We start from the raw sequence: 25,613 nt of genomic DNA, 5'->3' as shown, positions 1-25,613 counted from the left end.
GAGCTTTTCTTGGTAGATCCTTTCTTTGTGGCTCCCTAGCTTGTGGGACGCTAGCTTTGGGTCACTAGTTTAGGGAGCTTGCTTGTGGGTGTCCCAGCTTTTGGAGGTTTCATGTCAAATCAAACGGCAAAGTTTGTAGAAGGTTCAACGATGCGCCACATATTGGTGATGTCGGGGGCTGGCTCAGTCGGTTTGATGGCGTTATTCGTGGTCGATTTACTCGATATGTTGTTCATCAGTATGTTGGGACAAGTCGAATTGGCCGCTGCGGTGGGTTTTGCAGGCACGCTGACTTTTTTCTCTACCTCCGTTTCGATCGGTACTTCCATTGCTATGGGCGCGTTAGTTTCCAAAGCGATCGGTTCAAAGAATCAGGAACACGCTCGAAACCTCGCCACCAGTATTATGCTGACTGCTTTTGTCATCAGTTTGACGATTACCGCGGTGATGTTTGCTTATATCCCAGAACTGTTAGCCGCTATAGGGGCAAAAGGGGTTGCCGCAGAGCGTGCTCAAGCTTACCTACAGATTTTGCTACCAAGTGGTCCCTTTTTGGCGTTGGCGATGGCAGCGGGTGCGGGCTTAAGAGCGGCAGGTGATGCCAAACGTTCGATGTGGGCGACCTTGTCAGGCGGTATCGTTAATGCGATTTTGGACCCCCTGTTTATTTTTGGCTTTGGCTGGAATATAGAAGGGGCGGCTATTGCTTCTGTTTTTGCCCGTTTTTCGGTGCTTCTCTTCTCGCTGTATCCTCTGATTCGGAGTCATCACTTGGTTGCACCTCCTTCACTGGTGCAGTGGCGCATTAATATTCGCCCTATATTGGCCATTGCGCTTCCCGCCATTATCACTAACACCGCAACACCTATCGGTAATGCGATTGTGACAACGGGTATCGCGCAATACGGCGAGGATTTTGTCGCGGGCTTTGCCGTGATTGGTCGTCTAACGCCAGTTTGCTTTGCGGTTATTTTTGCCTTGTCCGGCGCTGTCGGCCCAATCATTGGGCAAAACTTTGGTGCAGAACGAATGGACAGAGTAAAAGAAACACTCAACAACTCATTGTTGGTTACTACGGCATACACCATCGCCGTCTGTATCCTGTTGTACTTTGTTCAAGATTATGTGATCCAAGGCTTTAGCCTGCAAGGTGATGCAGCAATTATTGTTGCGGCATTTTGTACTTATGTCGCCTTAACTTTTACTTTTAATGGCGCGCTGTTTGTTGCCAATACGTCTTTCAATAATCTGGGTAAACCGCTTTACTCGACAGCACTGAATCTCGGTAAAGCCACTCTCGGTACATTGCCGTTCGTCTACTTAGGCTCGCAATGGTATGGCGCATTGGGTGTGTTGTATGGGCAAGCTTTGGGTAATGTTTTGTTCGGAATACTCGGTACCTTGGTGCTTCGCTATCATATTGCAGAGCTTATGCAAGGTTCCCAAGTTGACCCTGTAGAAGACGATGTATCGATAGTGAGCTTGAATACACAGCCGTTTTGTTCACACGATGCGGTTCTTATTGATGATGTATCTACGAACAGAGAAGAGTGTAAAGAGTTCAAGTCGCAATAACACCGGCATTCCAATATTAGATTGGTCGGTTTGCAAATTTCTTCTTGGCCTTGGACAATTTCTTCTTGACCTTGGAGTAGCCTCCAAGGTTTATACTTTTGATGAACTTAAGGTTTGGTTGCTGTGACTAGCCGGCAACAACCTCAAGGCTTTTGAGTATTAAGGAGATACATTATGTGCGCAAAACATGCAGCGTGCCGCTCAACAAAAGTGGACGTTCAACCTCAAGCGGCAGGAGCAAGCTGTTCCAGCCCTAAAATTTCCAGCATCACGGCAGCGGGTACTTCATCATGCTGTAGTTCTACGACGGCTTCTGCATCAGCAGATGATTGTTGTGGTTCAGACAGTGGAGAAGAAGACCGGCTGCCCTTAACTGAGTCTCTCAACGCCCAATTTTCCAAAAGTTGGCTGGTTGCCGGAATGGACTGCCCAGCTTGTGCAAGAAAAATAGAAAACGCGATCAGTAATATTGACGGTGTTATTCAAGCGAAGGTTCTTTTTGCTACCGAAAAACTGGTTGTTAAATTCGATAATGAAAGTCTTGCCGACACCATTGAACAGGTCTCTATCAAAACGGGTTTCCCTCTTTCGGAAGTCGGTTCTAAGAAAGAAAAACAACAACCTGAGACTTTTTGGCAAGCGTACATCCAACCTAATTTTCAGATTATCGCGATTGCAGCTGCAATGCTGTTCGCTGCGCTTCTGAAAAGTACATATCCTCAATTAAGTGAAGGCTTATTCACCGCAACCTGTCTACTCGGATTATATCCGGTTGCTAAGAAAGCGGTTCAGTTGGCACGTTCAGGTACACCTTTCGCAATAGAAACGCTAATGAGTGTTGCCGCGCTGGGTGCCTTGTATCTGGGCGAAACCGCGGAAGCGGCGATGGTTTTACTGTTGTTTTTGATTGGTGAGCGCTTAGAAGCGTTTGCTTCATCAAGAGCAAGAAGTGGCGTTCAAGCGCTAATGGCATTGGTACCAGAAAACGCGACTAAGATTATCAACGGCGAGCGTGTCGAAGTTGCAGTCAGTGAACTGGTTCCCGGTGATGTGATTGAAGTGGCGGCGGGCTCTCGTTTACCTGCTGATGGCAAACTGATTACCGACGCAGCAAGCTTTGATGAAAGTGCGTTAACCGGTGAATCTGTTCCTGTTGAACATATCGAAGGCAATAGCATCATGGCTGGCGCTGTGGTGGTCGATAAAGTGGTGCGCATTACCATCACTTCAAAACAGGGTGAGAACGCGATCGACCGTATTCTTCACCTGATTGAAGAAGCAGAATCTCGCAAAGCGCCACTCGAGCGATTCCTCGATAAGTTCAGTCGCTGGTATACACCGTTAATGATGTTGGTTGCTCTTTTAGTCATCATCACACCACCATTGCTGTTCGCCCAGCCGTGGGAAACGTGGGTCTATCGTGGTTTAGCGCTATTGTTGATTGCTTGTCCGTGTGCGTTGGTTATCTCGACTCCAGCCGCGATTACGTCTGGTTTGGCAGCCGCCGCGAAACGTGGTGCGCTAATTAAAGGCGGCGCAGCACTGGAGCAGCTTGGTAAAATTCAAACTATTGCCTTCGATAAGACGGGCACACTGACTGAAGGTAAGCCTCAGGTTACGGACATTCAGCCTCTATCGGGTTGGCAACAAGATGCGATGCTTCGTGTGGTTGGAGCAATTGAAGTGGGTTCTACTCACCCATTGGCGCAGTCGCTAGTTGCTAAAGTGAAAGAACTGAATATTGAGATTCCTGAATCACACAACAAGACCGCGCTGATCGGTAGTGGTGTTGAAGGCGATGTCGACGGAATTAAGTATCAGGTTCTATCGCCTTCTAAGGTGACGTTCGATCTTGGTGCCGATGTTGTTTCTCAGGTTGAGGCATTAGAAGGCGAGGGCAAGACGGTTGTGGTTGCTCTTGAGCTTAAAGATCAAGAAGAATCAATCGAGCAAGCTGCGACTGTGATTGGTCTGATTGCTTGGCAAGACACGTTACGTAGTGACGCTAAGCTTGCGATTGAACGACTCAATGACTTGGGAATTCAATCTATCATGCTTACTGGGGATAACCCGCGAAGCGCGGCAGCGATCAGCAGCAAGATTGGTATGCAGTATAAAGCAAGCCTATTGCCAAGCGATAAGGTGTCTTACGTTGAACAGTTATCTCAGCAGTCACACGTCGCCATGGTGGGCGATGGCATCAACGATGCGCCGGCTATGAAAACCGCTAATGTGGGTATCGCAATGGGCGGTGGCACAGATGTGGCGTTGGAAACGGCTGACTCAGCTCTGACTCATAATCGCTTAACAGAACTCCCTGCGATGATTGAACTGTCGCAAGCGACTATGAATAATATCCGTCAAAACGTCGCACTTGCACTCGGTTTGAAAGGCGTGTTCTTGGTGACAAGCTTACTGGGTATTACCGGTTTATGGGTGGCAGTCTTAGCGGATAGTGGCGCAACAGCTTTGGTGACACTCAACGCTCTGCGTTTGCTTCGATTCAAATCAAAAGCGGATTAAGCACTTCTAGCTAATATTCACTATTTTGATGCAAATAAACGCCTTTAGTCTTAATAAGCTAAAGGCGTTTTTTGTCTCATTAGTATGCAACGTAGGCGTATGGATTGCTTATTTTTGTGATGCCAATCGGTTTTTCGTGAAACTTGAAATCTTGTTGCGATCATTGGTGTGACGCTCGTCACTTCATTTTGTAATGAGCTTGGTTAGAGTGTGTTCGTACCCCACGAATTTACTATGAGCTTAAATAAGGGTTAACAAAGCCCAATAAGCCAAAAGGAGCGAACTATGTCTCAAGCTGTTTTCCATTTAGGTGTTACTGAAGCAGATCTTAACGGTGCTACTCTTGCGATCATTCCTGGTGATCCTGCTCGTGTGCAAAAAATTGCCGAAGAGATGGAGAATCCTGTATTTCTTGCTAGTCACCGTGAATACACGCTTTACCGCGCAGAGCTAGACGGCAAGCCAGTTGTTGTATGTTCAACAGGTATCGGTGGTCCATCTACTTCTATCGCAGTTGAAGAGCTTGCCCAACTTGGTGTTCGCACTTTCCTTCGTGTTGGTACTACTGGTGCTATCCAACCACACGTAAACGTGGGTGACATGATTGTTTCTACAGGTTCTGTTCGTCTAGACGGCGCTAGCCTGCACTTTGCTCCAATGGAGTTCCCAGCAGTTGCTGACTTCGAAGTTGCAACAGCAATGAAAGCGGCAGTTGATGAATCAGGTGCAACAGTTCACATGGGCGTAACGGCTTCAAGTGATACGTTCTACCCAGGTCAAGAGCGTTACGACACGTTCTCTGGTCGCGTTGTTAAGCGTTTCCAAGGCTCTATGCAAGAATGGCAAGATATGGGCGTTCTAAACTTCGAAATGGAATCTGCAACGCTTCTAACTATGTGTGCAAGTTCTGGTCTTAAAGCGGGTTGTGTTGCTGGTGTAATCATCAACCGTACTCAAAAAGAGACGCCTGATCACGAAACACTAAAAGTAACAGAAGCTCGTTCAATCAAAGTGGTTGTAGAAGCTGCTCGTAAAATGCTTTAAGTTGTAAAAATACTTTTAGTCTTAAAGTGCTTTAAGTCTGTTTCCAAGATTTAAAAATGGCCGCATCGAATGATGCGGCCATTTTTTATGAGGCAAAGAAATTAAAGGCATAGATAGTTGAAAGATGAAAATAGAGCAAAACAGACGAATAGCTGGAGAAAAAAAGGCGAGTGACTCAATAGTCATTCGCCTTTTTAGATTTACTTAAGAGCGTTCAGCTCTCAAGAGTCTATTTATTTTTAGCACTCTAAATCTTCATCACCACCGGCGGCGGTAAACCATGCCGCTAGGTGTGTTTTAAGATCTTTTAATTCGTCAGGGCCAATCAATGCAAGGCCAAGATCTTCTGCTCGTGTGATGTCGTTATGACGAAGAGGTCGGAAACTCACTAACATTGCACGTGCTTGTAGGCCACCCAGAAGGTCTCTAAGCGATTCCAGTTTGTACAAGGTATCATCGCCATCATCACGCATACCTTTGGTCTTACACTCGATGATGTGCAGCTTATTGTTCACTACAGAAGCAACATCAAGCTCGTTACGCACCTCGCGCTCGCCGAGTTGACGATAAACTTGAACATTCAAAGAGCGATCTTGAATGGTCGGCATATCATCTTGGATCTGCTTAACTGTGCTATGAACCAATGTTTCAAGCCATTCGCCGTTTGAGAAGCGTCGTGCGTCTTCATTGGCAAACGTCAAAATACCATTGTCATAAGTGGCGATCTTAGCTTCAACCAAATCGCTCAACAGCATGTTTAGCTCGCGATAACCTTGTTGTTTCTCTGACAACCCTACATCAAGCCTCTGTTCTTTACGGCAGGTCGTTGCAAGGTAGTTCAATGTAGCGAGGCCAGGGCCGAGTTCTAGTGCATTACTTGCCCAGCGTTCACCTAGCTCATAAAGCTTTTGATCAAGTTGCGGAGACAGCTGTACATCGCTGAATTCACCACGAGCGCCGAACACAGTCAGGTAGTCGTCGATAGTGATTCGGTCTTGAACTTGTGCGTCTTCTTTGCCATTCGGGTAAAGCCAGCACAGCTTGTCACTGTTTGGTTCAACAACAAAGATTGGCCAGTGGTAAGTACGAAATACTTCGTAGACAGAAAGTAGGCGGTGACGAAGGCCACAACTTGCATTGAGTTTCACTTCTTCACCACGAGCTTTGAGGTCTTCGGCAAGGTTTTGGATAGACTCTTTAATCGCGGATGTATTTACGAGGGTTGGAATCTCGAAAAATTCACTCGTAATGTCGCGCTTCTGCAAAACGCTGTCTAAGCGTTGGTAAATACTGACTTGATTCTTGTCACCGATGAACACGATGTGAGTGCTGATCGTTCGGTTATCGAGTAGTGGGGTGATCAAGCGAATGGGATCTTGATCGATAATGCCAACATGAACAGCCATATAAATTCCTTAATAGCGGCTCGCTCATAAAGGTGAAAGAAAAAACGGGAAGCAGCAAGCCTTAATAATCATATAATGACAAAGATCATAAAAAACAAGGGCAACCCTTGATAAAAGTTGCCCTTGTTCAAATAGTTATCACTATTGGGTAAGAAGTCCCAATATTCTCACTAAATATCTATCAATTTCTCAGCTATCTATAGCTTGAACTGATGAACCAAATCACCTTGTTGGTTTGCGAGAATTGTTAGGTTTTGGCTTGCTTCAGCAATTGAAGACATCGCTTGGTAACTCTTATCTGCGATATGGTTGATGTCTTCTATATTCCGCGCAATATCACCAGAAGTTTCACTCTGCTCAGCGGCTGCTTGAGAGATGTGTGTACTCATGTGGCTGATCTCTAGAATCAAGGCTTGGATCTCTTCCATCGCACTATTGGCACTTGAAGCTTGTTGAACCGACATGTCCATATCGCTCATACAACTTTCAATTACGTTGCTTGCTGTTTTCGAGCTTGATTGCAGGTTGCTGATCATGGTCTCGATTTCAGACGTTGATTGAGTGGTCTTCTGTGCTAGCACGCGTACTTCATCGGCAACCACTGCAAAACCACGACCTTGCTCACCGGCACGCGCCGCTTCGATTGCCGCGTTGAGTGCAAGTAGGTTGGTTTGTTCTGCAATACCACGGATCACGTCGAGGATTGAGCCAATCTGGCTACTCATCTGTTGCAACTCACCTACAGCACCAACAGATTCAGTAAGACGAACCTCAAGCTGGTTAATGGTACTGATGTTGGTGTTCATTATCTGACGACCAGACTCAGAAGCCGATTCTACTTGTTGAACCATGGTAAGTGAGCTTTGCGCGCTGTTCGCCACTTCTTGTACAGAATGAGACATTTCTGTCATTGCGGTCGCGACAGTTGCCGTTTGCTCACGTTGGCTGTTCAGTTGAGCTTGCGTCTCTGTAGAGGTTTTCTGGTTTACGCTTGCGGTCTTCGTTAAGTCATCTGAAGCGTCATTCAGTTTCACCAGAATATTGCGTAGGTTGTCGGCTAAGGTGTTGATGTGACGACTCACTCGGCTGAATTCGTTGTCATAACGAATATCGATTCGCTGAGTCATATCGCCTTCAGTTAGGACTTCTAATGTACCCAGGATGCGAGTTAATGGCTCTCTTACGCTATGTGCAATATGGTAACCAATTGCTGCAGCGAATACGGTGACAACAATACCAATTGCAATCGCATTGAACAGGCCTTTGTCGTAGATGCTGCTTGCGTCTTCAAGTGAAGCGTTCAGTTGCTCTTCCGCAGTCACGTTGAATGAGTCTAAAACAGCCATGGCTTTGTCTATTTCTACGGCTAAGTTAGCAATGTTGATGTACAGAGCTTGTTTCGCTTTCAAGTAGTTGTTGTGCTTGTCCAACACACCGCCTTTTTGACCAACGTCTTTGGTGAATTTCTGAACCGATTCATCAAAGACATTTTTAAGTGCTGGCAGTTGTGTGGATAGGCCGCGATAAGCATAGTTAAGGTGAGTAACGGCCTTTTTGTTTTGGTTAACGGCTTTCTGAACGAAGGCAACATCAGAACTGGCTAGCGCATCAGAGGTAATCACTTCAGCATCTTGAAGTTTAATGAAGTAGCTTTTGGCCATCACTTTTACAGAGATGCTTTTTTGGTCGGCAACGTACTCTTTCATGCCAACAGCTAACTCTGAATGTAAGCGTTGGAAATCGCGAGATGCTTTCTGTACTTGCTCTTGAGCTTCAAACATCGCGACGTAGTTGTTCATCGCTTCGTCAGCTTCAGCGAAGTAGCGTTTTTCCATTGCTCTTAATTGGGCAATGCGTTCAGTGAGCGAAACATTGTTTTGGCTTGCCGCTTCTAAACTGCCGAGAACTTCTGAAAACGAGCTTTGTGACGCAGCAAACTCAGTACGCATTGCAGACATGCGTTCAGCGTTTTGTGTGGTTAAGTAATCTTTGAATGATTTATCAGCAGAAAGCAATTGAACACTTGTTTGATTTGAAAGCGCGACAAGTGGTAGTGAGGTTTCTGAGACACTCTCAAAATTGCTGTGTATCTGATTCATGCTGTTCATCATGATGGTTATCGTGACTGCGAACATGATGATGATCAGTGCGAAACCAGCGTACATACGCTTGATCACAGATCCCTTCATGGCTTTCTCCCTAAATAAAAATGCAGACCTAATGTCAGGTCAAAGTAAAACTAACAAAATTATCAGCATTCTATTGAGCTCCGTTTACGCATTTTATGACGCACACGTCAAAAATAGCCCTCAGTTATAACCAACATGCCATTCTTGAGAGCTAAGGCTCGTTTTCTTTGATTTGAACGGTGTTTTTTATTATGCTTTAAAGCAGATTTATTGTGGTTTGATGCGGCATAGCGCATACTCAAAGCATTAAAAAATAAATGTTTTATCGGAGAGATAACATGGCTGAAGAAACCATTTTTAGTAAGATCATCAATAAAGAAATCCCAGCAGATCTACTATACCAAGACGATTTAGTAACGGCATTTCGCGATATCAACCCTCGCGCGCCAAGCCATATCTTAATCATCCCAAACAAGCTGATTCCAACAACGAATGATGTTGAAGTAGAAGATGAAGCCATGATGGGGCGCATGTTTACCGTGGCTCGCAAGTTAGCAAAAGAAGAAGGCATCGCAGAAGATGGCTACCGTCTTATTGTGAACTGCAATTCTCATGGCGGCCAAGAGGTTTACCATATTCACATGCATTTGGTTGGTGGCCGTCCACTTGGTCCGCTATTAATGAGCTAATAAAAAGTTAATCAGCTAATGCAAAGCTAACAAGTTAATGAAAGCTAATGAGCTGGTTGAAACGAACTCACTAGTGGGTTAACACAAGTAGTTAGTTGGAAAATTTGTAGTTTGTATGCCAACTTTAAGTTCTATCTGTTGTCTGAATGTCGGCATCGCCTAGGCAGAGGCTAAATCAGTAGGGTTTCAAATGGCTTGAGATCCTTTTTACAACACGTTTCGTTTTGATAATGAGACTAGGGCCTGTTGATCTTTCGAGCTGATTTTTGCAGCACTTTGTGGGAAATTTCTACAAGGCAGAGGCTTTGAAGTGTAGCTAGCCTACATGAGAAGCTGATAACGCAGTAGAAATGAACCACAAAGACTGCCCGAAGGGTTCGGCTAGAATCGTTTTATGCTTTGTTAAGAAGTATTAACTTAGAATGACTAGGCTACATACTTCTTGCCGCGCCTAAAACGATTCTATCTCGAACAAAATTTAACCACGAAAGGTCAACAGACCCTAACAAAGTTGGCATTTTAAACATGCACGGAGACGATAAGTGAAGCAACAGTTTAGATTCGCTTCCATTGCCCTGTTATCGGCGTTGACTGTGGGCTGTGCAAGTATGTCTGCAGGAAACCTGTTCAGTCATTACAGCGCGCAAAACAAAGAGATCTACCAAGCCGTTAAATCTGGAGATTATTCTGAGGCTCAACAAGAGCTACCAGATTACGCTGCGGGTGACATCCTTGATAACTTTGAAAGAGGCAGAATTAACCTTCTGGATCAGCAATACCCAGAGAGTAAGTCTTCGTTTGAAGTGGCGGATCAGGCGGTAACTGAGCAGCAAAGAAAAGCCGTGATCTCGATTTCAGATAGTGCAACCAGCGTGGGTGCGTTGGCGGTGAATGATAATATTACCGAGTATGTGCCAGCCGATTATGAGCTGGGGTTTCTTCATCTGTATCTCGGTTTAAATTATCTCAAGAAAAACGATTTAGAAGGTGCGGTGATCGAAATGCGTCGCGCCAACCAAGTTCAAGAACAAGCAAAGAAGCAACGTGAAGCTGAGTTAGACCGTGCAGCCAGCGATGCGAAGAAGCAGGGGTTGTCTGCCAATGTGGGGAGTATCCTTGCAAACTATCCTGACGCGGGTAAAAAGCTGCAGTCGGTACAGAATGCGTATTTGATGTTTTTGTCTGGACTGCTTTACGAAGCTTCGAATGATTTAAACAGCGCATACGTTGACTATCGTCGTGCTTTGGCTGTTATGCCAGACAACCAAGAAATTATCGACAGAACGATGGCAACTGCCGCGCGTTTAGGGATGCGACAAGATTTAGCGACATTGGAAAAGCGTTACAAGCAATCATCTAAGCTTGGTGCAGGTGAAGGGCGAGTGATTGTGCTTCAAGAACAAAGCGCTGTACAAGCAATGGACAGTTGGCGATTAGATTTACCTGTTTATGACAGTCGCGATCAGGGCGCAATATACTCTTTGGCACTGCCCTATTATCCGAGCCAGAACGTGGAGCGCTTTTCTGCCTTGCGAATCAGCGGGCAACCGTTACAAGAGCATTTGATCACTGATGTAAACGCGATGGCGCAGAACGATTTATCTGAACGCATGACGAGTATTGTTATCCGTCAGGCTTTACGTGTGGTAGCTAAAGACCGCATCCGTAAAGAAGCGACCAAAGGCAACGATGTCGGCAATATCTTGTTCAATGTGTGGAATACTTTCACTGAACAACCAGACACTCGCAGTTGGCAATCTCTACCTGCTGAAATTAAGAGCAGCACGTTCGTAGCAAACAGCGGTCAATATACGCTAGAAGCGGGCGCTAAAACGTACGACTTTGATATCCGAGAAGGGCAGACCACTTTGGTGTGGGTTTCTCGACAAGGTAACAATGCAACAATGTGGCATAAACAGCTAGGGAGGCTGTAATGAAAAAGTGGTTAGTGAGTTTAGCAGCGGTTATGGCTCTGGCTGGTTGTGCTGATAATACAGCTGGCGTAAGGGTCGATAGTCTGACTCAGAACGTTTTCTTTGGTGACAAGGTATTGGGCAGCCGTTTACAGGTTGAAGATATCCGTACCGATCTGGTCGACGGTCATACGCGCGGAATCGTTCGTTTAAACAGTAACTATAAAGGCGATCAACATATCCTTTATCGTTTTTACTGGTACGACGATGCCGGGCTTGAGGTCAACCTAAAGCAAGGCCCTTGGAAGCAAGCGATCGTTCGTGGTTTTGAAAGTATTTCGTTGTCGGAAGTGTCGGTAAACCCGAAAGCGACTCAGTTCAGAGTTCAGTTCCGAGAGCAGTAAGTTAGATAAAACGGATCTAATGATTCGCCAATACAAGAATTTAAGAGTGAGGGTAAACCCACTCAGTGATAAGTTGAGGAAACAAAATGAAAAAGAGTGTCGTTGCGCTACTAGGTTTAGCGGTTATTTTAGGCGGTTGTTCAAACAAGGTAAGCTACGGTGATGCACAAGCAGTAGAAACCACGACAATCGATTTCGGTTCAACTGACCTTCAAACGATTGCGGGTGAAATGGTCGATAGCATGATGGCGTCTGGTTCTGTGTCTTACATTACTCGTGAACAGCGTCCAATCGTGTTTGTAGAGCGAATCAAGAACAAAACAAGTGAGCACATCGATACTGAGTCAATCACGGACACTATCAGTACTAAGATGCTGAACTCTGGTAAGTTCCGTTTCGTTGATATGGACCGTGTAGAGTCTGTTCGTGACCAATTGAACTTCCAAAACAATGATGAGCTTGTAAACCAAAGCTCAGCAATTCAATTCGGTAAAATGGTCGGTGCTCAATACATGCTGTACGGCAACCTATCAAGCATCGTTAAGAAAGACGGTAGCGACGAAGACGTCTACTACAAAATGACGATGCGTCTAATGGATCTTGAGTCTGGTTTGATTGAATGGGCTGACGAGACTGAAATCCGTAAGCAACAATCTAAGAGCCTATTGGGCCTTTAATTTCGCTTACTTGCCAACTAAACGCAGCCAGTTTTGACAGCGCATAGCTTGGCCACACATAGCTTGGTTATACGCCAATGCAGTGCATGATGTGCTGCTTATGAAGAGACACTGGCTTTTGGTCAGTGTCTTTTTTTGTAGGGAAATGAAGACGTTTATAGGGAGTAAATATGGCAATTTTTTCTTGGTCTGAAGCCAAGCTTCTTGATACCAGTTTGAGTTCGCTTGATGGATACTTTTCTGAGCCACCTGTTAGAGCGCAAACGCTGACCGGCGGTTTGACCAATCGATGTTGGAAGTTGGTTGATGCTGATGGTACTGCGTATGTTTGGCGGCCCATCACTTCCATCACCAAAGCCTTCTTCATCTCTCGTCATGAGGAGTATCAAGTGCTTTCCGCAATTGAGCGTCTAGGTATTGGACCAAGTCCAATAGTGGTCAATGAGCAAGGCTTATTGGTTGAATGGATTGCGGGTGAGACGCTTTACGAAGGCTTAGAGCTTGATGATTTGTTGAAGACTCTGATCTCGGTGCATTTGGTTAATACCGCGCGATTGCCGCTTCAACCGTTCAGTTTCACAGCGCGAGTCGATCATTACTGGCTCCAACTCGATGCGATTCATAAGACTGAAACCTGCACCAAGATCTATCAAGAGTGGCGCGTGGCTCCAAGTATCCCAAGTGTTGACCTGTCTTTGTGCCATTTTGATTTAGGTGGTTATAACTTAGTGAGAAATAGCGATGGGATTAAGATTATTGATTGGGAATATGCAGCATTAGCAGACCCTAGACTTGATCTTACGCTGACCATTGCTGTTGCAGGATTACCAGTTGCTGAAGCCGTAAACAAGTACTGTCAGCTGCGAGGCATCCATGATGTCCAACCTTGGCTTGATGGGGTAGAAGCATGGTTACCAAGAAGCCAAATGATGGCGATGCTGTGGTATTTACTTGCTCATCAGCTCTGGGGAGATGAAAGTTATCTGCGTGAAGCAGAGGCGCTGAGTCACACTTTATGTAGCTAGGATCACGTTTAGGAAGTGAAAAATATAATTTCGTTCGTGTTCCCTTTAAAACCTTATTTTTCATGTTAGATTAATTAAAACGTACCAATATTCAACAAGGAGGTACTAATGATTATTTATCTACATGGCTTCGACTCAACTAGCCCGGGCAATCACGAAAAAATACTGCAGTTGCAATTCATTGATGATGACGTTCGTTTCATCAACTACAGTACTTTGCATCCAAAACACGATATGCAACATTTGCTAAAAGAAGTGCATAAAGTGATAGAGCAATCCGATGACCCGCATCCGATCATTTGTGGTGTAGGCTTAGGTGGTTTTTGGTCTGAGCGTATTGGTTTCTTATGTGGTATTAAGCAGGTGGTGTTCAACCCGAATCTGCACCCTGAGAACAACATGGTAGGTCGAATTGATCGTCCAGAAGAGTACGAAGACATCGCGACTAAGTGTGTTGCTCAATATCGTATGAAGAACAAAGGTCGCTGTTTAGTGGTGCTTTCTCGTGAAGATGAGATTCACGACAATACCAAAACAGCTGACGCGTTAGAAGATTATTATGATGTCATCTGGGACGAAAAAGAGAGTCATAAGTTCAAAAAAATCGCTCAGCACTTGCAGACAATGAAAGCGTTTAAAAACGCTTAATTATTCCAGTTATTTTATAAAAGCAGCACTCAATTGAGTGCTGCTTTTTTACATCTGAACTCTAGATCCGAACATTAATCAAATGGTTGTAGCTATTTTTTCGAAGAGTTTGAGCATTTATAGATAAGTTTGCGCAAACGTTAACTAATTCGCCGCGAATCCTCATTGTGGGCAAGGATTTTTGTTGCGGTCATCTTTTTGCTATATATAATGTTCCCAAGCAAAATATTTTGATAAATATCAAGAAAAATTGAGAGCGAGTGATAAAACTTGCCCATTATTTGTGCTCTACCTCTCAGGTAGTCACCTTTTTTATCCACGTGAGCAAAGCGGCAAGCCAATGTTTGTTGCTTGTAATCCCTCTAACTACTCGGTGAGCTGTCGTTATTCTTTTTCGCAGTAATCCAATTTGTAACAGCCTTCGCATTCAAGGCCGAGTAGATACATAGAATTTATCGGTTGGAGTAATCGAGCCGAACCCCATTTATTCATTTTGTAGAGGATTGTCATTGTGACAAAAATTATCGTAGTAGGCGGTGGTGCTGGTGGTTTAGAACTAGCAACTAAGCTAGGCCGCACTTTAGGTCGTAAAAAGCGTGCTCAGATTACTCTGGTAGACCGTAAAGCAAGCCACCTATGGAAACCATTACTTCATGAAGTAGCAACGGGTTCATTGGACGAGGGTGTTGATGCGTTAAGCTACCGCGCACACGCAAAAAACCATTACTTCGATTTCCAAATGGGCAGCCTGAACGACATCGATCGTGAACGTAAAGTGATCGCTCTGAGCGAACTGAAAGATGATCACGGTGAACTGCTTATGCCAAGCCGTGAACTTGAATACGATATTCTTGTGATGGCGCTAGGTTCAACGTCAAATGACTTCAACACACCAGGCGTTCGCGACAACTGTATTTTCCTTGATAGTCCAGAGCAAGCGCACCGTTTCCGTACAGAAATGAACAACCAGTTCTTAAAGCTTCACGCTAAGAACGGCCAAGGCACAGTGGATATTGCTATTGTTGGTGCTGGCGCGACAGGTGTTGAGCTTTCTGCAGAACTGCACAACGCGGTTAAAGAGCTTCGTACTTATGGCTTTGGCGATCTAGATTCAAGCAAGCTGAACGTTAACCTTGTTGAAGCGGGTGAGCGTATTCTTCCTGCCCTACCTCCTCGTATTTCGAGCGCAGCGCACTCTGAGCTTACGAAGCTTGGTGTAACTGTGCGTACGACTACAATGGTTACACAAGCTGATGCTGACGGCCTAACAACTAAAGATGGTGAGAAGATCCCAGCACAAATCATGGTTTGGGCTGCAGGCATTAAAGCGCCAGATTTCATGAAAGATATCGGTGGTCTTGAGACGAACCGTATCAACCAGTTGGTTGTAAAAAATACGCTACAAACTACGCTTGATGACAATATCTTTGCTATTGGTGACTTAGCGCAATGTACGCAAGCAGATGGTTCATTCGTTCCACCACGTGCACAAGCGGCTCACCAGATGGCAAGTTGTGCGTTTAGCAATATCATTGCTAAATTAAACGGCCGCGACCTGAAAGATTACATCTATAAAGATAAAGGCTCACTTGTTTCGCTAAGCCGATTTTCTACGGTAGGTAGTTTAATGGGTAACCTAACTAAAGGTTCGATGATGGTTGAGGGTCGTATTGCTCGTATCGTTTACATCTCTTTGTACCGTATGCACCAGATGGCACTTCACGGACTAATTAAAACATCGCTAATGATGTTAGTTGGTCGTATTAACCGTGTACTTCGTCCAAACCTAAAGCTTCACTAATCAGGTAAGCCTTCTAAGGTCATTACGCTGATAATAAAAAAGAGCTCTTCGGAGCTCTTCGGAGCTCTTCGGAGCTCTTTTTTGATCGTGTCGACTACGTGTTGTTTTAGCCTACTTAAGAGGTTGGAGGTAATACGGAGTAAACCACGCCATCTCTCGGCTTACCGTTAAAGATAAAGCGATTCTTAGCAATGGTTTCACGTTCAGCGCCACATTTCTCGATCAGCTTTTGGCTGGGTAGGTTCTCTGTATCGCAGACAATCTCCAAACGCGTTAACTTGAGCAGTGCGAAGCAAAATTCAAATAAGGCAATCATCGCTTCCTTGGCTATCCCTTTTCTTTGAAATTCATCACCCACCCAATAACCTAAACTTGCCATGTTAAAGGTGTGGTAAAGCTCATTAATGGCCACCATACCGACTAACTTATTGCTTTTTCGCTCGAAGATACCAAAGCCAAACGCTTCGGCTTTAACCCAGTTTAAGCGAGTCGCCAGAATGAATTTCTCGGCCTCGATGATAGAAAACTCGTCGTGGCACCAGTCGAGCCATGGCAATAAACTCGGGGAGGACTTAACTAGCTGCGAAAATTCTTGAGCGTTTGAGGCTTCAATAATTTTGAGGCTGAGATTTTGTGTATTGATCTGAAAGTCAGGGCTCATAGGACGTACCAAATAACGTATAAGTAAGTACCGCGTGAATATAGCCTGTACTAATAAAACGCCCTCACAATGGAGGGCGTATTGAATGCATCAAGTTCGGTTCTATATAAGAATAGCTGAGTTACTGAGCTATTCTTATTATGCTAATTATTGCGCCACACGTCGAACTTGAATCACCATGCCAAGAAGCGGGTGATCAAGGTAGTGAGTCTCAGTACTGCGCATACGACGTTTTTGGTCCATGCGGTAGCTCTTAAGAAACTCTTCCACTTCAACCGTGGGAGAAATCTCAGTGAGGTTGCCCACTTGAACATTGCTTTCGGCGCCACTTACTGGTGAATCTAGCTCGATTTGTTGCTCTTGAAGAGTCACTTCACGAACGCTCGGCGCTTTTAAATCCAATGTCGTTTCAGCGTAGAGGTAATGCTGAACGTAGATTTGCAGCTTGCCATCTAATTCGTACAGTGGCTTATCAATGGTCTCTTCTTTGAAGCCATCAGTGTTTGCTACTGTTACTGCACCTTTCTCTGAACCGTCAGCGTTGAAGTCTTTAGAGAAATCTTTACCTGCTTGAATATGGAATACAGGTGCCGAGCTCTTACCTTGGTCGCCCTGACGCCAAGCGGTATGCATTAGCACTTCAAAACCAGCGTGTTTACGTAGTTTGTCTTTCTGAGGCGTTAACTTGTATTCCGAGTAAGGCAGCATTTGTACGCCTTTCTTTGCTCGGTATTGGGTGTCTTGAAATGAACCAACGCGCTCAAGTGAAATCTTAGGCTGTGTGTTAGGCCAAGATTCATTCACTTTTTCTGCATCAACAGCACGCTTAAAAATGATCACTTCTATATCAAATTGTCTCTGCGCCAAACTTGGCAGTGAGACGAACAATAGTAGCAGTGGGATCAGTCTTTTCATTTTTACTCCGTCTTCCAGCCGATCTATCGGCTGGATAATTTATATGTGCAAGTGGATTGGGTCTTATGCTGAAGGCAGCAAGTTCTGTCTGAATTCGCCCAATAAATCACTAACAAATTGAATTCGTTTCCGTCTGTCGACCAATGGTATCGTAAACTTGAACTTTGTTGGTCCTTCCATTGAAAACTTTTGCGGTTGAGATTGCAACAGTTTAACAAGGTAGGCCGGGTTTATGTCAGCATCTGGGTAGAATTCTAAGAATCCACCTTTATCGTGAGCTTCAATTTTCTTCGCTTTGATTGACGCCGCGGCTAATTTTAGCTCAGAAACTGACAACAAGTTCTTGGTAGCATCAGGCAGAAGGCCGAAGCGATCAATCAGTTCGACTTTCAACTCGGCCAATTCGTCCGTGTCACTCACACTCGCAATACGCTTATAGGTAGACAAACGTGTATTGATGTCTGGGATGTAGTCATCAGGCAACAGTGCTGGCAGGCGCATCTCAATTTCAGTTTGTTCACGCAGTAGGTCATCAAGCGATGGCTCTCTACCTTCTTTCAATGCTTCAACCGCCTGTTCAAGCATCTCCATGTAAAGCGTAAAGCCAACCGACTGGATTTGACCACTCTGTTCATCACCGAGTAGTTCACCTGCGCCACGAATCTCTAAGTCATGGGTTGCTAGCGTAAAGCCTGCACCTAAGTCTTCAAGTGAAGCAATGGCGTCTAATCGCTTGACGGCATCTTTGGTCATTGCTTTCGGGGGAGGTGTTAGCAAGTAGGCATAAGCTTGGTGGTGAGATCGACCCACACGCCCACGCAATTGGTGCAGTTGCGCTAAACCAAGGTTATCGGCTCTGTCCATTAAGATAGTATTTGCCGTTGGTACGTCGATACCCGTTTCGATGATGGTTGTACACACTAGCAAGTTAAAACGCTGGTGATAAAAGTCATTCATGATGCGTTCTAGCTCTCGCTCTCGCATCTGACCATGGGCAACGGTGACACGCGCTTCTGGAATCAGTTTTTGCAGTGACTCAGCCGTCTTTTCAATGGTGTCGACTTGGTTGTGCAGGAAGTAAACTTGACCACCACGCATGATTTCACGCAGTACCGCTTCTCTGACTATTGCGTCATCACTCTCGCGAACAAAAGTCTTTATTGCTAAGCGTCGTGCGGGTGGTGTGGCGATGATGGAAAGATCTCGCATACCGCTCATTGCCATATTCAACGTTCTCGGAATCGGTGTCGCGGTTAGCGTGAGGATATCGACATCCGCGCGCATCGCCTTCACTTTCTCTTTTTGGCGCACACCGAAGCGGTGTTCTTCATCAACGACTAACAAGCCAAGGTCTTTAAACTTAAGGTCACTGGAAAGCAGCTTGTGAGTACCCACTAAGATGTCGACCTTACCGTCGGCAACATCTTGCATGATCAACTTTTGTTCTTTAGCCGACTTAAATCGCGACAGTACTTCGACACGTATCGGTTGGTTCGCGAAACGGTCTCGGAAGTTTTCAAAGTGTTGCTGAGCAAGTAGGGTGGTTGGAACTAACACGGCTACTTGTTTACTGTTGTCGGTACAAACGAATGCTGCGCGCATCGCGACTTCAGTTTTACCAAAACCCACATCACCACACACTAAGCGATCCATGGCTTTTGCTTGGCACATATCCGACATAACGGCATTGATGGCCATTGCTTGGTCATCCGTTTCTTCAAACGGGAAGCCAGACTTGAAGGTCGCGTATTGGCCACGATCGAGTACAAACTTGTAGCCAGGTTTTAGTTCACGCTTAGCGTAAACATCAAGCAGTTCGGCTGCAACGTCACGGACTTTCTCTGCGGCGCGCTTACGAGCTTTCTGCCATGCTTCGCCACCGAGTTTATGCAGTGGTGCAGAATCTTCAGCGCCGCCAGAGTAGCGGCCGATTAAGTTCAGAGAAGCAACAGGTACGTATAACTTGGCATCATTTTGATACTCAAGCGTTACGTATTCGGTTTTCATGCCACCCGCTTCAAGTGTTTGCAGGCCGATGTAGCGACCAATACCGTGGTCAATGTGAACAACAGGTTGACCCGGTTTAAGTTCGGCTAAGTGACGAATTACAGTGTCGCTGTTAACGCTTTTCTTGTCTTTCTTACGACGTTGTACAACGCGATCACCTAGCAGGTCGCTTTCACAGACAAGGGCGATGTTTTGCTCTTCGTGGATAAAACCATGCTCAGCCGAACCTAGGATCAGGCTGAATTTATCTTTACCTTTAATCGCCGCGTCGAGGTTTTCAACTTCGCTTGGACGAACTTTGATGCCTCGAAGCAATTCACTCAATGCTTCACGGCGGCCTTCAGACTCAACCGAAAAGACCACTTTGCCGTCGAAGGCTTCAGTGAACTTTCTTAGGTTAGACAAAGGTTCTTTATTCTGATGTTGAACGCTGAGATCAGGCAGAGATACAACCGGAAGGTTGGTACGTCCGGCTTTTTCTTCAATTAAATCTAAGCTCAGATTGACCTGTGGCTTTTGTTTGAAATGTGCGAACAGTTCGTCTTTTTGTAGCCAAAGTTGTTCAGGTTTCAGCAGTGGTCGTAACGGGTCAACACCGCGTTGTTCGTATCGATGAGAAACGTCTGTTAGGAATGAATCTACCGCGGTCTCGACATCACCTAGAACGAGGATTTGCGCTTCATCGGCAACATAATCAAACAAGGTTTCAGTATGGTCGAAGAACAGCGGCTGCCAGTATTCAATACCTGCGGGCCAAGTGCCTTTTGAAACCTGCATATAAACCGATTCTGGTTCACGGCGCGCATCAAATTGTTGGCGCCAGCGAATGCGGAAATCTTCAATAGCACTTTCAGAGGTTGGGAACTCGTGAGCTGGCAGCAAACGGATCTCAGAGATATCTTCAATAGAGCGCTGATTTTCAGGATCGAAAGTACGAATGGTGTCGATCTCGTCATCGAAGAAGTCGATACGATACGGGTCTTTGCTGCCCATTGGGAACAAGTCGAGAATTGAACCTCGGCTCGCATACTCACCCGGGCCAAACACTTGGTCTACGTAACGATAGCCAGATTTTTCAAGTTGAAGACGCAGCTTCTCTAACGAGTACAGATCGCCCGTTTTCACCATTAAGGTGTGCTGCAACAAGAAGTCACGTGGCGACTGACGTTGTAGTAGCGTGCTGATCGGTACGATCGTGATGCCATCTTTTAACGTTGGCAGCGCATAAAGGCGAGCGATACGGTCTGAAATGATCTCTTGATGTGGCGAGAAGCTGTCGTATGGCAGTGTCTCCCAATCAGGGAATAGTGCCACTTCATGTGACGTAAACTGCTCAATTTCTGATTGAAGCTTGAGTGCGATTTGAGGATCGGGCACTGCAAGTAAAGTATGGCTGTTATGCTGCTCCGCAAGTCTAGCGATAGCAAGAGCGAGAGATGAACCAACTAGGTTACCGATGTGTTTTTTATCACCGGCACCTTTGAGCTTAGGTAGTGTAAAAATGGATTGTTTTGTCATGTCTATTTACTTGTTATCTCGTTCTAGAGAGCGTTGACGTAAGAGCTTTTGTTGTTGATGAAGCGCAGCTTTGATCAGCAAGTCTTGGTCAGTATCACGAAGATGAGCATATTTGAATTTGATTTCGAAACCTGAATCTTTAGGTTCACTAGCGAAGACTTCCGCGTAGCAATAAATAGCGGCGGCAGGGTGCTCGATAAAGAGCTTGGCTTTAACTAAGCGACCCGCTTCGATATCTGTTTTGGAAAAACAAGAGAACTGACTCGCGCCAAATGAATACGTGTGGGTACGAAATTGTTCATCATCTTGTTGCGATAACATAAAGCTCAACAAGAGGTTTAATTTAGAGTTCTGTGCATCCAATAAACTGATGACATTCTTCAAGTCGCTGTTTTTCAGTTCGTTGCGAGCACTGTCAGCTAATAGATCCAATTGGCTAAATTCACTTGCCACGACAAACGGGGCAGGGATCTCAGATTCGAATTGAATTTGAGAAGGTAAAGTGAAGCCGCTGTCCATTGGTTCAATATTCGCGGTGAGGCTGTGGTGAACGGTGAAAAACTCTTGTTCTGTCATGCGTTAGTTCCTTGAAGTGATCTATTGATTATCGCTATGTGGCCGCAGTAATCAAGGTCAGTTAATTGAAAGTCTCAAATAGTTGTTTGAAAGTTGGCTATTTGACAAGGTTCTGTTTTTCAAGCCTAACTAATTGAGTTAATTCACTCTATATTTTCAATTAACCCCTACACAGTAACGGCAATACCCGTTACATTAACCCGCATCTCCTTTAGATGGTTCAAAGTATGTTTCATCCTATTTCATTGTTTGTTGGCCTACGTTATTTGAAAGGTCGTTCAGGTGATCGCTTTAGCCGTTTTGTTTCTTATATGTCGACGGCAGGTATCACCATTGGTGTGCTGTCTTTGGTTACTGTTTTATCGGTAATGAATGGATTCGAAGCGCAGTTAAAAGACCGAATTCTCGGAGTCCTTCCTCAAGCCGTCGTTTACGAGCAAGGAGGCACAACGTCACTGTCTGCTCAAGCACCTAATTTTGCAGAGCAAATGTCGCTTAATGGTCACGTTGAACCTATTGTTCGCAGCGAAGCGGTAATTCAAAGTCCTGCTCAGTTATCTGCAGGTCTGTTGATCGGCATTGAACCTAATTCAGATGACCCTCTTCAGAACCACTTGATTGCAGGTAGACTGTCTTCACTCAAAGCTGGCCAGTATCAGCTATTTCTTGGCCATACCTTGGCGAGAAATTTGAAGGTATCTATGGGTGACAAAGTTCGCCTGATGGTGACCAGTGCCAGTCAATACACACCGCTCGGACGTATTCCTAGCCAGCGAAATTTCACGGTAGCCGGCATCTTCAATACAGGATCTGATATTGATGCTCAACTGATGGTGACAGATATTAAAGATGCTGGGCGTTTGATGCGCTATAAATCCGATACCATTTCAGGCTGGCGCTTGTTCTTTGAAGACCCGTTTGAAGTGGCGAAACTGTCTAATCAACCGTTACCTGAAGGTTGGTTGTGGAGTGATTGGCGAGACCAACGTGGTGAACTATTCCAGGCCGTTCGAATGGAAAAAAACATGATGGGCTTAATGCTTGGGCTGATCATCGGTGTTGCAGCTTTCAATATTATTTCGGCACTTATCATGGTGGTGATGGAGAAGCAGTCTGAAGTGGCTATTCTTAAAACCCAAGGCATGACCGATGGTCAAGTTATGGGGATATTCATGGTTCAAGGCGCAAGTAGCGGCGTGATTGGTGCCCTATCAGGTGGCGTGTTAGGCGTTGCTCTAGCGATGAACCTCAATACTATTTTAGAGGCGATGGGCGTTGCTCTGTTTTCATTTGGTGGACAGTTGCCAATTTTAATTAACCCAATTCAAATCGCCGTTGTTGTGGTTCTGGCTATTGCACTTAGCTTGATTGCCACTGTATTCCCATCTTATCGTGCATCGTCTGTGAAACCTGCTGAGGCCCTTCGTTATGAGTAATTTTCTTCAATGTAATGATATCCGTAAAACGTACCGTGAAGGCTCGTTAGATACTGAGGTTCTCAAGGGAGTCAGCTTTGAAATCGAAAAGGGTGAGCTAGTCGCTATTATTGGTACCTCTGGTTCCGGTAAGAGTACGTTATTGCATATTTTAGGTGCATTGGATGATGCTTCTGACGGCAGCGTGAGTTTTCTCGGGCAGGACTTAGCGTCTTTGAGTTCGAATAAACAAGCTAAACTGCGTAATCAGCACCTTGGTTTTGTTTATCAATTTCATCATCTTCTTTCGGACTTCTCGGCGCTTGAAAACGTAGCGATGCCATTACTTATTGGTGGTGAAAAGCCAGTGAAAGCGAAAGAAGAAGCACAACGTTTGTTGGATAAAGTCGGATTGAGTCATCGTGTTGACCACCGACCTTCAGAGCTTTCTGGCGGTGAAAGGCAACGTGTGGCGATTGCGCGAGCTTTAGTTAATAAGCCGGCTTTGGTGTTGGCGGATGAACCAACAGGTAACCTTGACCACAACACAGCACTGTCTATTTACGATTTAATGCGTGAATTGAATCGCGAATACGATACCGCTTTCTTGGTTGTAACCCATGATGGTGAACTTGCGGGCAAAATGGATCGCCAATTGCACATGCAAGACGGTTTGCTGGTTAACGTAGAAAAAGAGGAGAGCTAAGTGTTTTCTTCTTTATCTCTATTGATAGGCGGCCGATTTAGTCGGGCGAAGCAACGAGACAAAATGGTCTCGTTTATCTCTCTGTCTTCGACGATCGGTATTGCCGTTGGCGTCGCGGTGATCATCATTGGTTTGTCTGCGATGAATGGCTTTGAGCGTGAACTGCAGTCACGAGTACTTTCTGTTATCCCGCATGGAGAATTTGAGGGCGTCAATGAACCTGTGACTCGTTGGGAGCATGTGATCGAACAAGCGACCCAACATGATGATGTTGTCGCAGCTGCGCCTTATGTGAAAATTACCGCGCTTGCCGAAAAAGGCAAAGAGCTGAAAGCAATTGAAGTCCGAGGCGTTGACCCACAACTTGAGCAACAAGTCTCAAGCCTATCGAGTTTTATCGATAAGAAAGCTTGGAGTGAGTTTAAGGCAGGGCAACAACAGATTATCTTGGGCTCTGGCGTGGCCAATGTGCTCGGCGCGAAAGTGGGTGATTACTTAACTCTGATGATCCCGACGGTGAATGGGTCAGTGAAGGTTCAAGCACCTAAGCGTGTTCGAGTCAAAGTCGTTGGTTTGCTGACGCTTAACGGCCAAATAGACCACAGCTTAGCTTTGATCCCTATTGGCGATGCGCAAGTCTACGCAAACCTAGGCGAGGCAGTGACAGGGGTTTCTTTAAAAGTGACCGATGTTCTGAACGCAAACTCGATTGTGCGTGAAGTGGGTAACCAGCTTGATGTGTACGTGTATTTACGTAGTTGGCAACAGAAGTTTGGTTTCTTGTACCGAGATATCCAGTTGGTTCGCACCATCATGTATCTAGTGATGGTTCTGGTTATTGGTGTGGCTTGTTTCAATATTGTCTCGACACTAATGATGGCAGTAAAAGACAGAGCATCAGAGATCGCAATATTAAGAACCATGGGCGCATCAGACGGCCTTGTTAAACGCATTTTCGTTTGGCAGGGCGTATTCTCAGGCGTGTTAGGTAGTTTGGTGGGCAGTGCAATAGGCGTGTTAGTCGCGCTTAATCTCACAACACTTATCAAAGGGCTTGAAAAGTTGGTCGATCATCAGTTCTTGTCTGGTGATATCTACTTTGTCGACTTCTTGCCATCACAACTTGATATGACGGATGTTGTTGTGGTTTCCGGTACCGCGATTGTGTTGAGCTTATTGGCGACATGGTATCCAGCCTCACGAGCGGCTAAGTTAAACCCAGCCTCGGTGCTTAGCTCGAAGTGATTTTCGAAGTAATACGTCACGTTGCGCGATAGACTAACGGCATAAACAAAAAAAGGATCCCTGATGGGATCCTTTTTTATTGAATTCAATTCGTGTTCTTTACGACTTTCGTTACATGTCAATCTTGCAGAGTTCAGTGGTTCATCTGACTTTAACTTATGTGCGTTTTAAGAAAAGCGCATACAAGGATAGATTGAATAACAAGGAACGGTCGTTCAGTACCTTGCTTGTCGCTTCTTCCAGCTTCTTACTACTGAGTAACGCCATAACCCGCGAATACCAAAGTAGCCAACCATTGCAGAAACCACACCACAAATCAGACAACCCAGCAGGAACGGAGGTCCTATGGTGTTCATTTGCGCCAAGATGAAATCCCAAGACAGTTCGAAATGGAAGGCTTGAGGTGGCACATGCATCACAAACGCGCCTACTTTATAAGCAAAGTAGAACAGCACCGGCATAGTCACAGGATTACTGATCCAAACCAGTGCGACAGACAGTGGTAGGTTAACACCACATGCGACCGCAAGACCTGCAGACATAATCATTTGACTTGGTAAAGGGACAAACGCCATGAATAACCCAACAGCGAACGCACCAGCCGCAGAGCGACGATTAAGGCACCATAAGTTGGGGTTGTACAAAACATTGCCAAAAACTTTCAATGCTTTCTGACGTTTGATTAGCTCATGGTCAGGCATAAATCGTTTGATAAACTTTCTTGGCATAGGAGGAA

20 protein-coding genes are annotated in these 25,613 nt (G+C 45.3%); 13 read left to right on the top strand and 7 right to left on the bottom strand.

Translation table 11 applies throughout. The annotated features are described in order from the left end of the window. The first annotated feature begins 111 nt into the window (after positions 1-111). The 3 genes from AC3CHU_RS10770 (at position 112) to udp (ending at position 5,142) form a co-directional block, all read left to right on the top strand. The gene (locus AC3CHU_RS10770) at positions 112-1,575 is read left to right on the top strand and encodes an MATE family efflux transporter (protein ID WP_171329350.1); all 1,464 of its coding nucleotides are present in this window, start codon (positions 112-114) and stop codon (positions 1,573-1,575) included. A gap of 174 nt (positions 1,576-1,749) precedes the next feature. Beyond that, positions 1,750-4,098 (top strand): zinc/cadmium/mercury/lead-transporting ATPase, encoded by a 2,349-nt coding sequence (locus AC3CHU_RS10765; protein WP_054546681.1) that lies wholly within the window; start codon positions 1,750-1,752, stop codon positions 4,096-4,098. A 285-nt stretch (positions 4,099-4,383) separates the two neighbouring features. After that, positions 4,384-5,142 carry a uridine phosphorylase gene (gene udp, locus AC3CHU_RS10760; protein ID WP_004736272.1) on the top strand — a complete coding sequence of 253 codons (759 nt, stop codon included), beginning with the start codon at positions 4,384-4,386 and terminating at the stop codon, positions 5,140-5,142. 239 nt (positions 5,143-5,381) lie between these two features. Here udp and AC3CHU_RS10755 read toward each other — a convergent pair whose 3' ends face one another. Next, positions 5,382-6,548 (bottom strand): DUF1887 family protein, encoded by a 1,167-nt coding sequence (locus AC3CHU_RS10755; RefSeq protein ID WP_004736271.1) that lies wholly within the window; start codon positions 6,546-6,548, stop codon positions 5,382-5,384. A gap of 197 nt (positions 6,549-6,745) precedes the next feature. After that, entirely contained in the window at positions 6,746-8,737 is a 1,992-nt protein-coding gene (locus tag AC3CHU_RS10750) for a methyl-accepting chemotaxis protein (protein ID WP_488524526.1), read from the bottom strand. A 278-nt stretch (positions 8,738-9,015) separates the two neighbouring features. On the opposite strand from AC3CHU_RS10750, the gene hinT reads away from it, so the two are divergent. The 7 genes from hinT to AC3CHU_RS10715 all read left to right on the top strand — a co-directional run bounded on the left by hinT (position 9,016) and on the right by AC3CHU_RS10715 (position 15,834). Then, on the top strand, positions 9,016-9,366 hold the full coding sequence (gene hinT / locus AC3CHU_RS10745) for a purine nucleoside phosphoramidase (protein WP_004736268.1): 351 nt from the start codon (positions 9,016-9,018) through the stop codon (positions 9,364-9,366). A gap of 542 nt (positions 9,367-9,908) precedes the next feature. Continuing rightward, positions 9,909-11,300 (top strand): COG3014 family protein, encoded by a 1,392-nt coding sequence (locus tag AC3CHU_RS10740; protein ID WP_488524525.1) that lies wholly within the window; start codon positions 9,909-9,911, stop codon positions 11,298-11,300. Next, on the top strand, positions 11,300-11,683 hold the full coding sequence (locus AC3CHU_RS10735) for a YcfL family putative periplasmic lipoprotein (protein WP_017060222.1): 384 nt from the start codon (positions 11,300-11,302) through the stop codon (positions 11,681-11,683). Before AC3CHU_RS10740 ends, AC3CHU_RS10735 begins: the two co-directional genes overlap by 1 nt. A gap of 86 nt (positions 11,684-11,769) precedes the next feature. Beyond that, the gene (gene lpoB, locus AC3CHU_RS10730) at positions 11,770-12,360 is read left to right on the top strand and encodes a penicillin-binding protein activator LpoB (RefSeq protein WP_004736264.1); all 591 of its coding nucleotides are present in this window, start codon (positions 11,770-11,772) and stop codon (positions 12,358-12,360) included. A 170-nt stretch (positions 12,361-12,530) separates the two neighbouring features. Further along, the gene (locus AC3CHU_RS10725) at positions 12,531-13,385 is read left to right on the top strand and encodes a phosphotransferase (RefSeq protein WP_488524524.1); all 855 of its coding nucleotides are present in this window, start codon (positions 12,531-12,533) and stop codon (positions 13,383-13,385) included. Between the two features lie 108 nt (positions 13,386-13,493). Beyond that, positions 13,494-14,033: an alpha/beta hydrolase YcfP gene (gene ycfP / locus AC3CHU_RS10720; protein ID WP_488524523.1), complete on the top strand. Its 540-nt coding sequence runs from the start codon at positions 13,494-13,496 to the stop codon at positions 14,031-14,033. A gap of 511 nt (positions 14,034-14,544) precedes the next feature. Beyond that, positions 14,545-15,834 (top strand): NAD(P)/FAD-dependent oxidoreductase, encoded by a 1,290-nt coding sequence (locus AC3CHU_RS10715; protein WP_004736261.1) that lies wholly within the window; start codon positions 14,545-14,547, stop codon positions 15,832-15,834. A gap of 115 nt (positions 15,835-15,949) precedes the next feature. Here AC3CHU_RS10715 and AC3CHU_RS10710 read toward each other — a convergent pair whose 3' ends face one another. The 4 genes from AC3CHU_RS10710 to AC3CHU_RS10695 all read right to left on the bottom strand — a co-directional run bounded on the left by AC3CHU_RS10710 (position 15,950) and on the right by AC3CHU_RS10695 (position 21,511). After that, complete coding sequence (locus AC3CHU_RS10710) at positions 15,950-16,495, bottom strand: GNAT family N-acetyltransferase (RefSeq protein WP_488524522.1); 546 nt, start codon at positions 16,493-16,495, stop codon at positions 15,950-15,952. A gap of 147 nt (positions 16,496-16,642) precedes the next feature. Beyond that, positions 16,643-17,410, bottom strand: a complete 768-nt coding sequence (locus tag AC3CHU_RS10705; protein ID WP_488524521.1) for a peptidoglycan binding protein CsiV — start codon at positions 17,408-17,410, stop codon at positions 16,643-16,645. Between the two features lie 63 nt (positions 17,411-17,473). Next, positions 17,474-20,935 carry a transcription-repair coupling factor gene (gene mfd / locus AC3CHU_RS10700; protein WP_488524520.1) on the bottom strand — a complete coding sequence of 1,154 codons (3,462 nt, stop codon included), beginning with the start codon at positions 20,933-20,935 and terminating at the stop codon, positions 17,474-17,476. Between the two features lie 6 nt (positions 20,936-20,941). Then, entirely contained in the window at positions 20,942-21,511 is a 570-nt protein-coding gene (locus AC3CHU_RS10695) for a hypothetical protein (RefSeq protein ID WP_004736257.1), read from the bottom strand. Between the two features lie 227 nt (positions 21,512-21,738). On the opposite strand from AC3CHU_RS10695, the gene lolC reads away from it, so the two are divergent. From lolC to lolE, 3 genes are read left to right on the top strand one after another with little or no spacing between them, the layout of a single operon-like run. Beyond that, on the top strand, positions 21,739-22,947 hold the full coding sequence (gene lolC / locus AC3CHU_RS10690; RefSeq protein ID WP_032546254.1) for a lipoprotein-releasing ABC transporter permease subunit LolC: 1,209 nt from the start codon (positions 21,739-21,741) through the stop codon (positions 22,945-22,947). Then, the gene (gene lolD / locus AC3CHU_RS10685) at positions 22,940-23,632 is read left to right on the top strand and encodes a lipoprotein-releasing ABC transporter ATP-binding protein LolD (protein ID WP_102571472.1); all 693 of its coding nucleotides are present in this window, start codon (positions 22,940-22,942) and stop codon (positions 23,630-23,632) included. The genes lolC and lolD overlap by 8 nt, the downstream gene beginning before the upstream one ends. Then, positions 23,633-24,877, top strand: coding sequence for a lipoprotein-releasing ABC transporter permease subunit LolE (lolE, locus tag AC3CHU_RS10680; RefSeq protein WP_102266564.1), 1,245 nt, complete (start codon positions 23,633-23,635; stop codon positions 24,875-24,877). A gap of 215 nt (positions 24,878-25,092) precedes the next feature. Here lolE and AC3CHU_RS10675 read toward each other — a convergent pair whose 3' ends face one another. Beyond that, entirely contained in the window at positions 25,093-25,605 is a 513-nt protein-coding gene (locus AC3CHU_RS10675) for a DUF2062 domain-containing protein (RefSeq protein ID WP_488524519.1), read from the bottom strand. Positions 25,606-25,613: the final 8 nt, after the last annotated feature.

It is taken from the genome of Vibrio sp. QJM3NY_39 (genome assembly GCF_057785895.1).
Note: the sequence above shows the minus strand (reverse complement) of the source record. Positions and strands in the feature narration are given on the sequence as shown.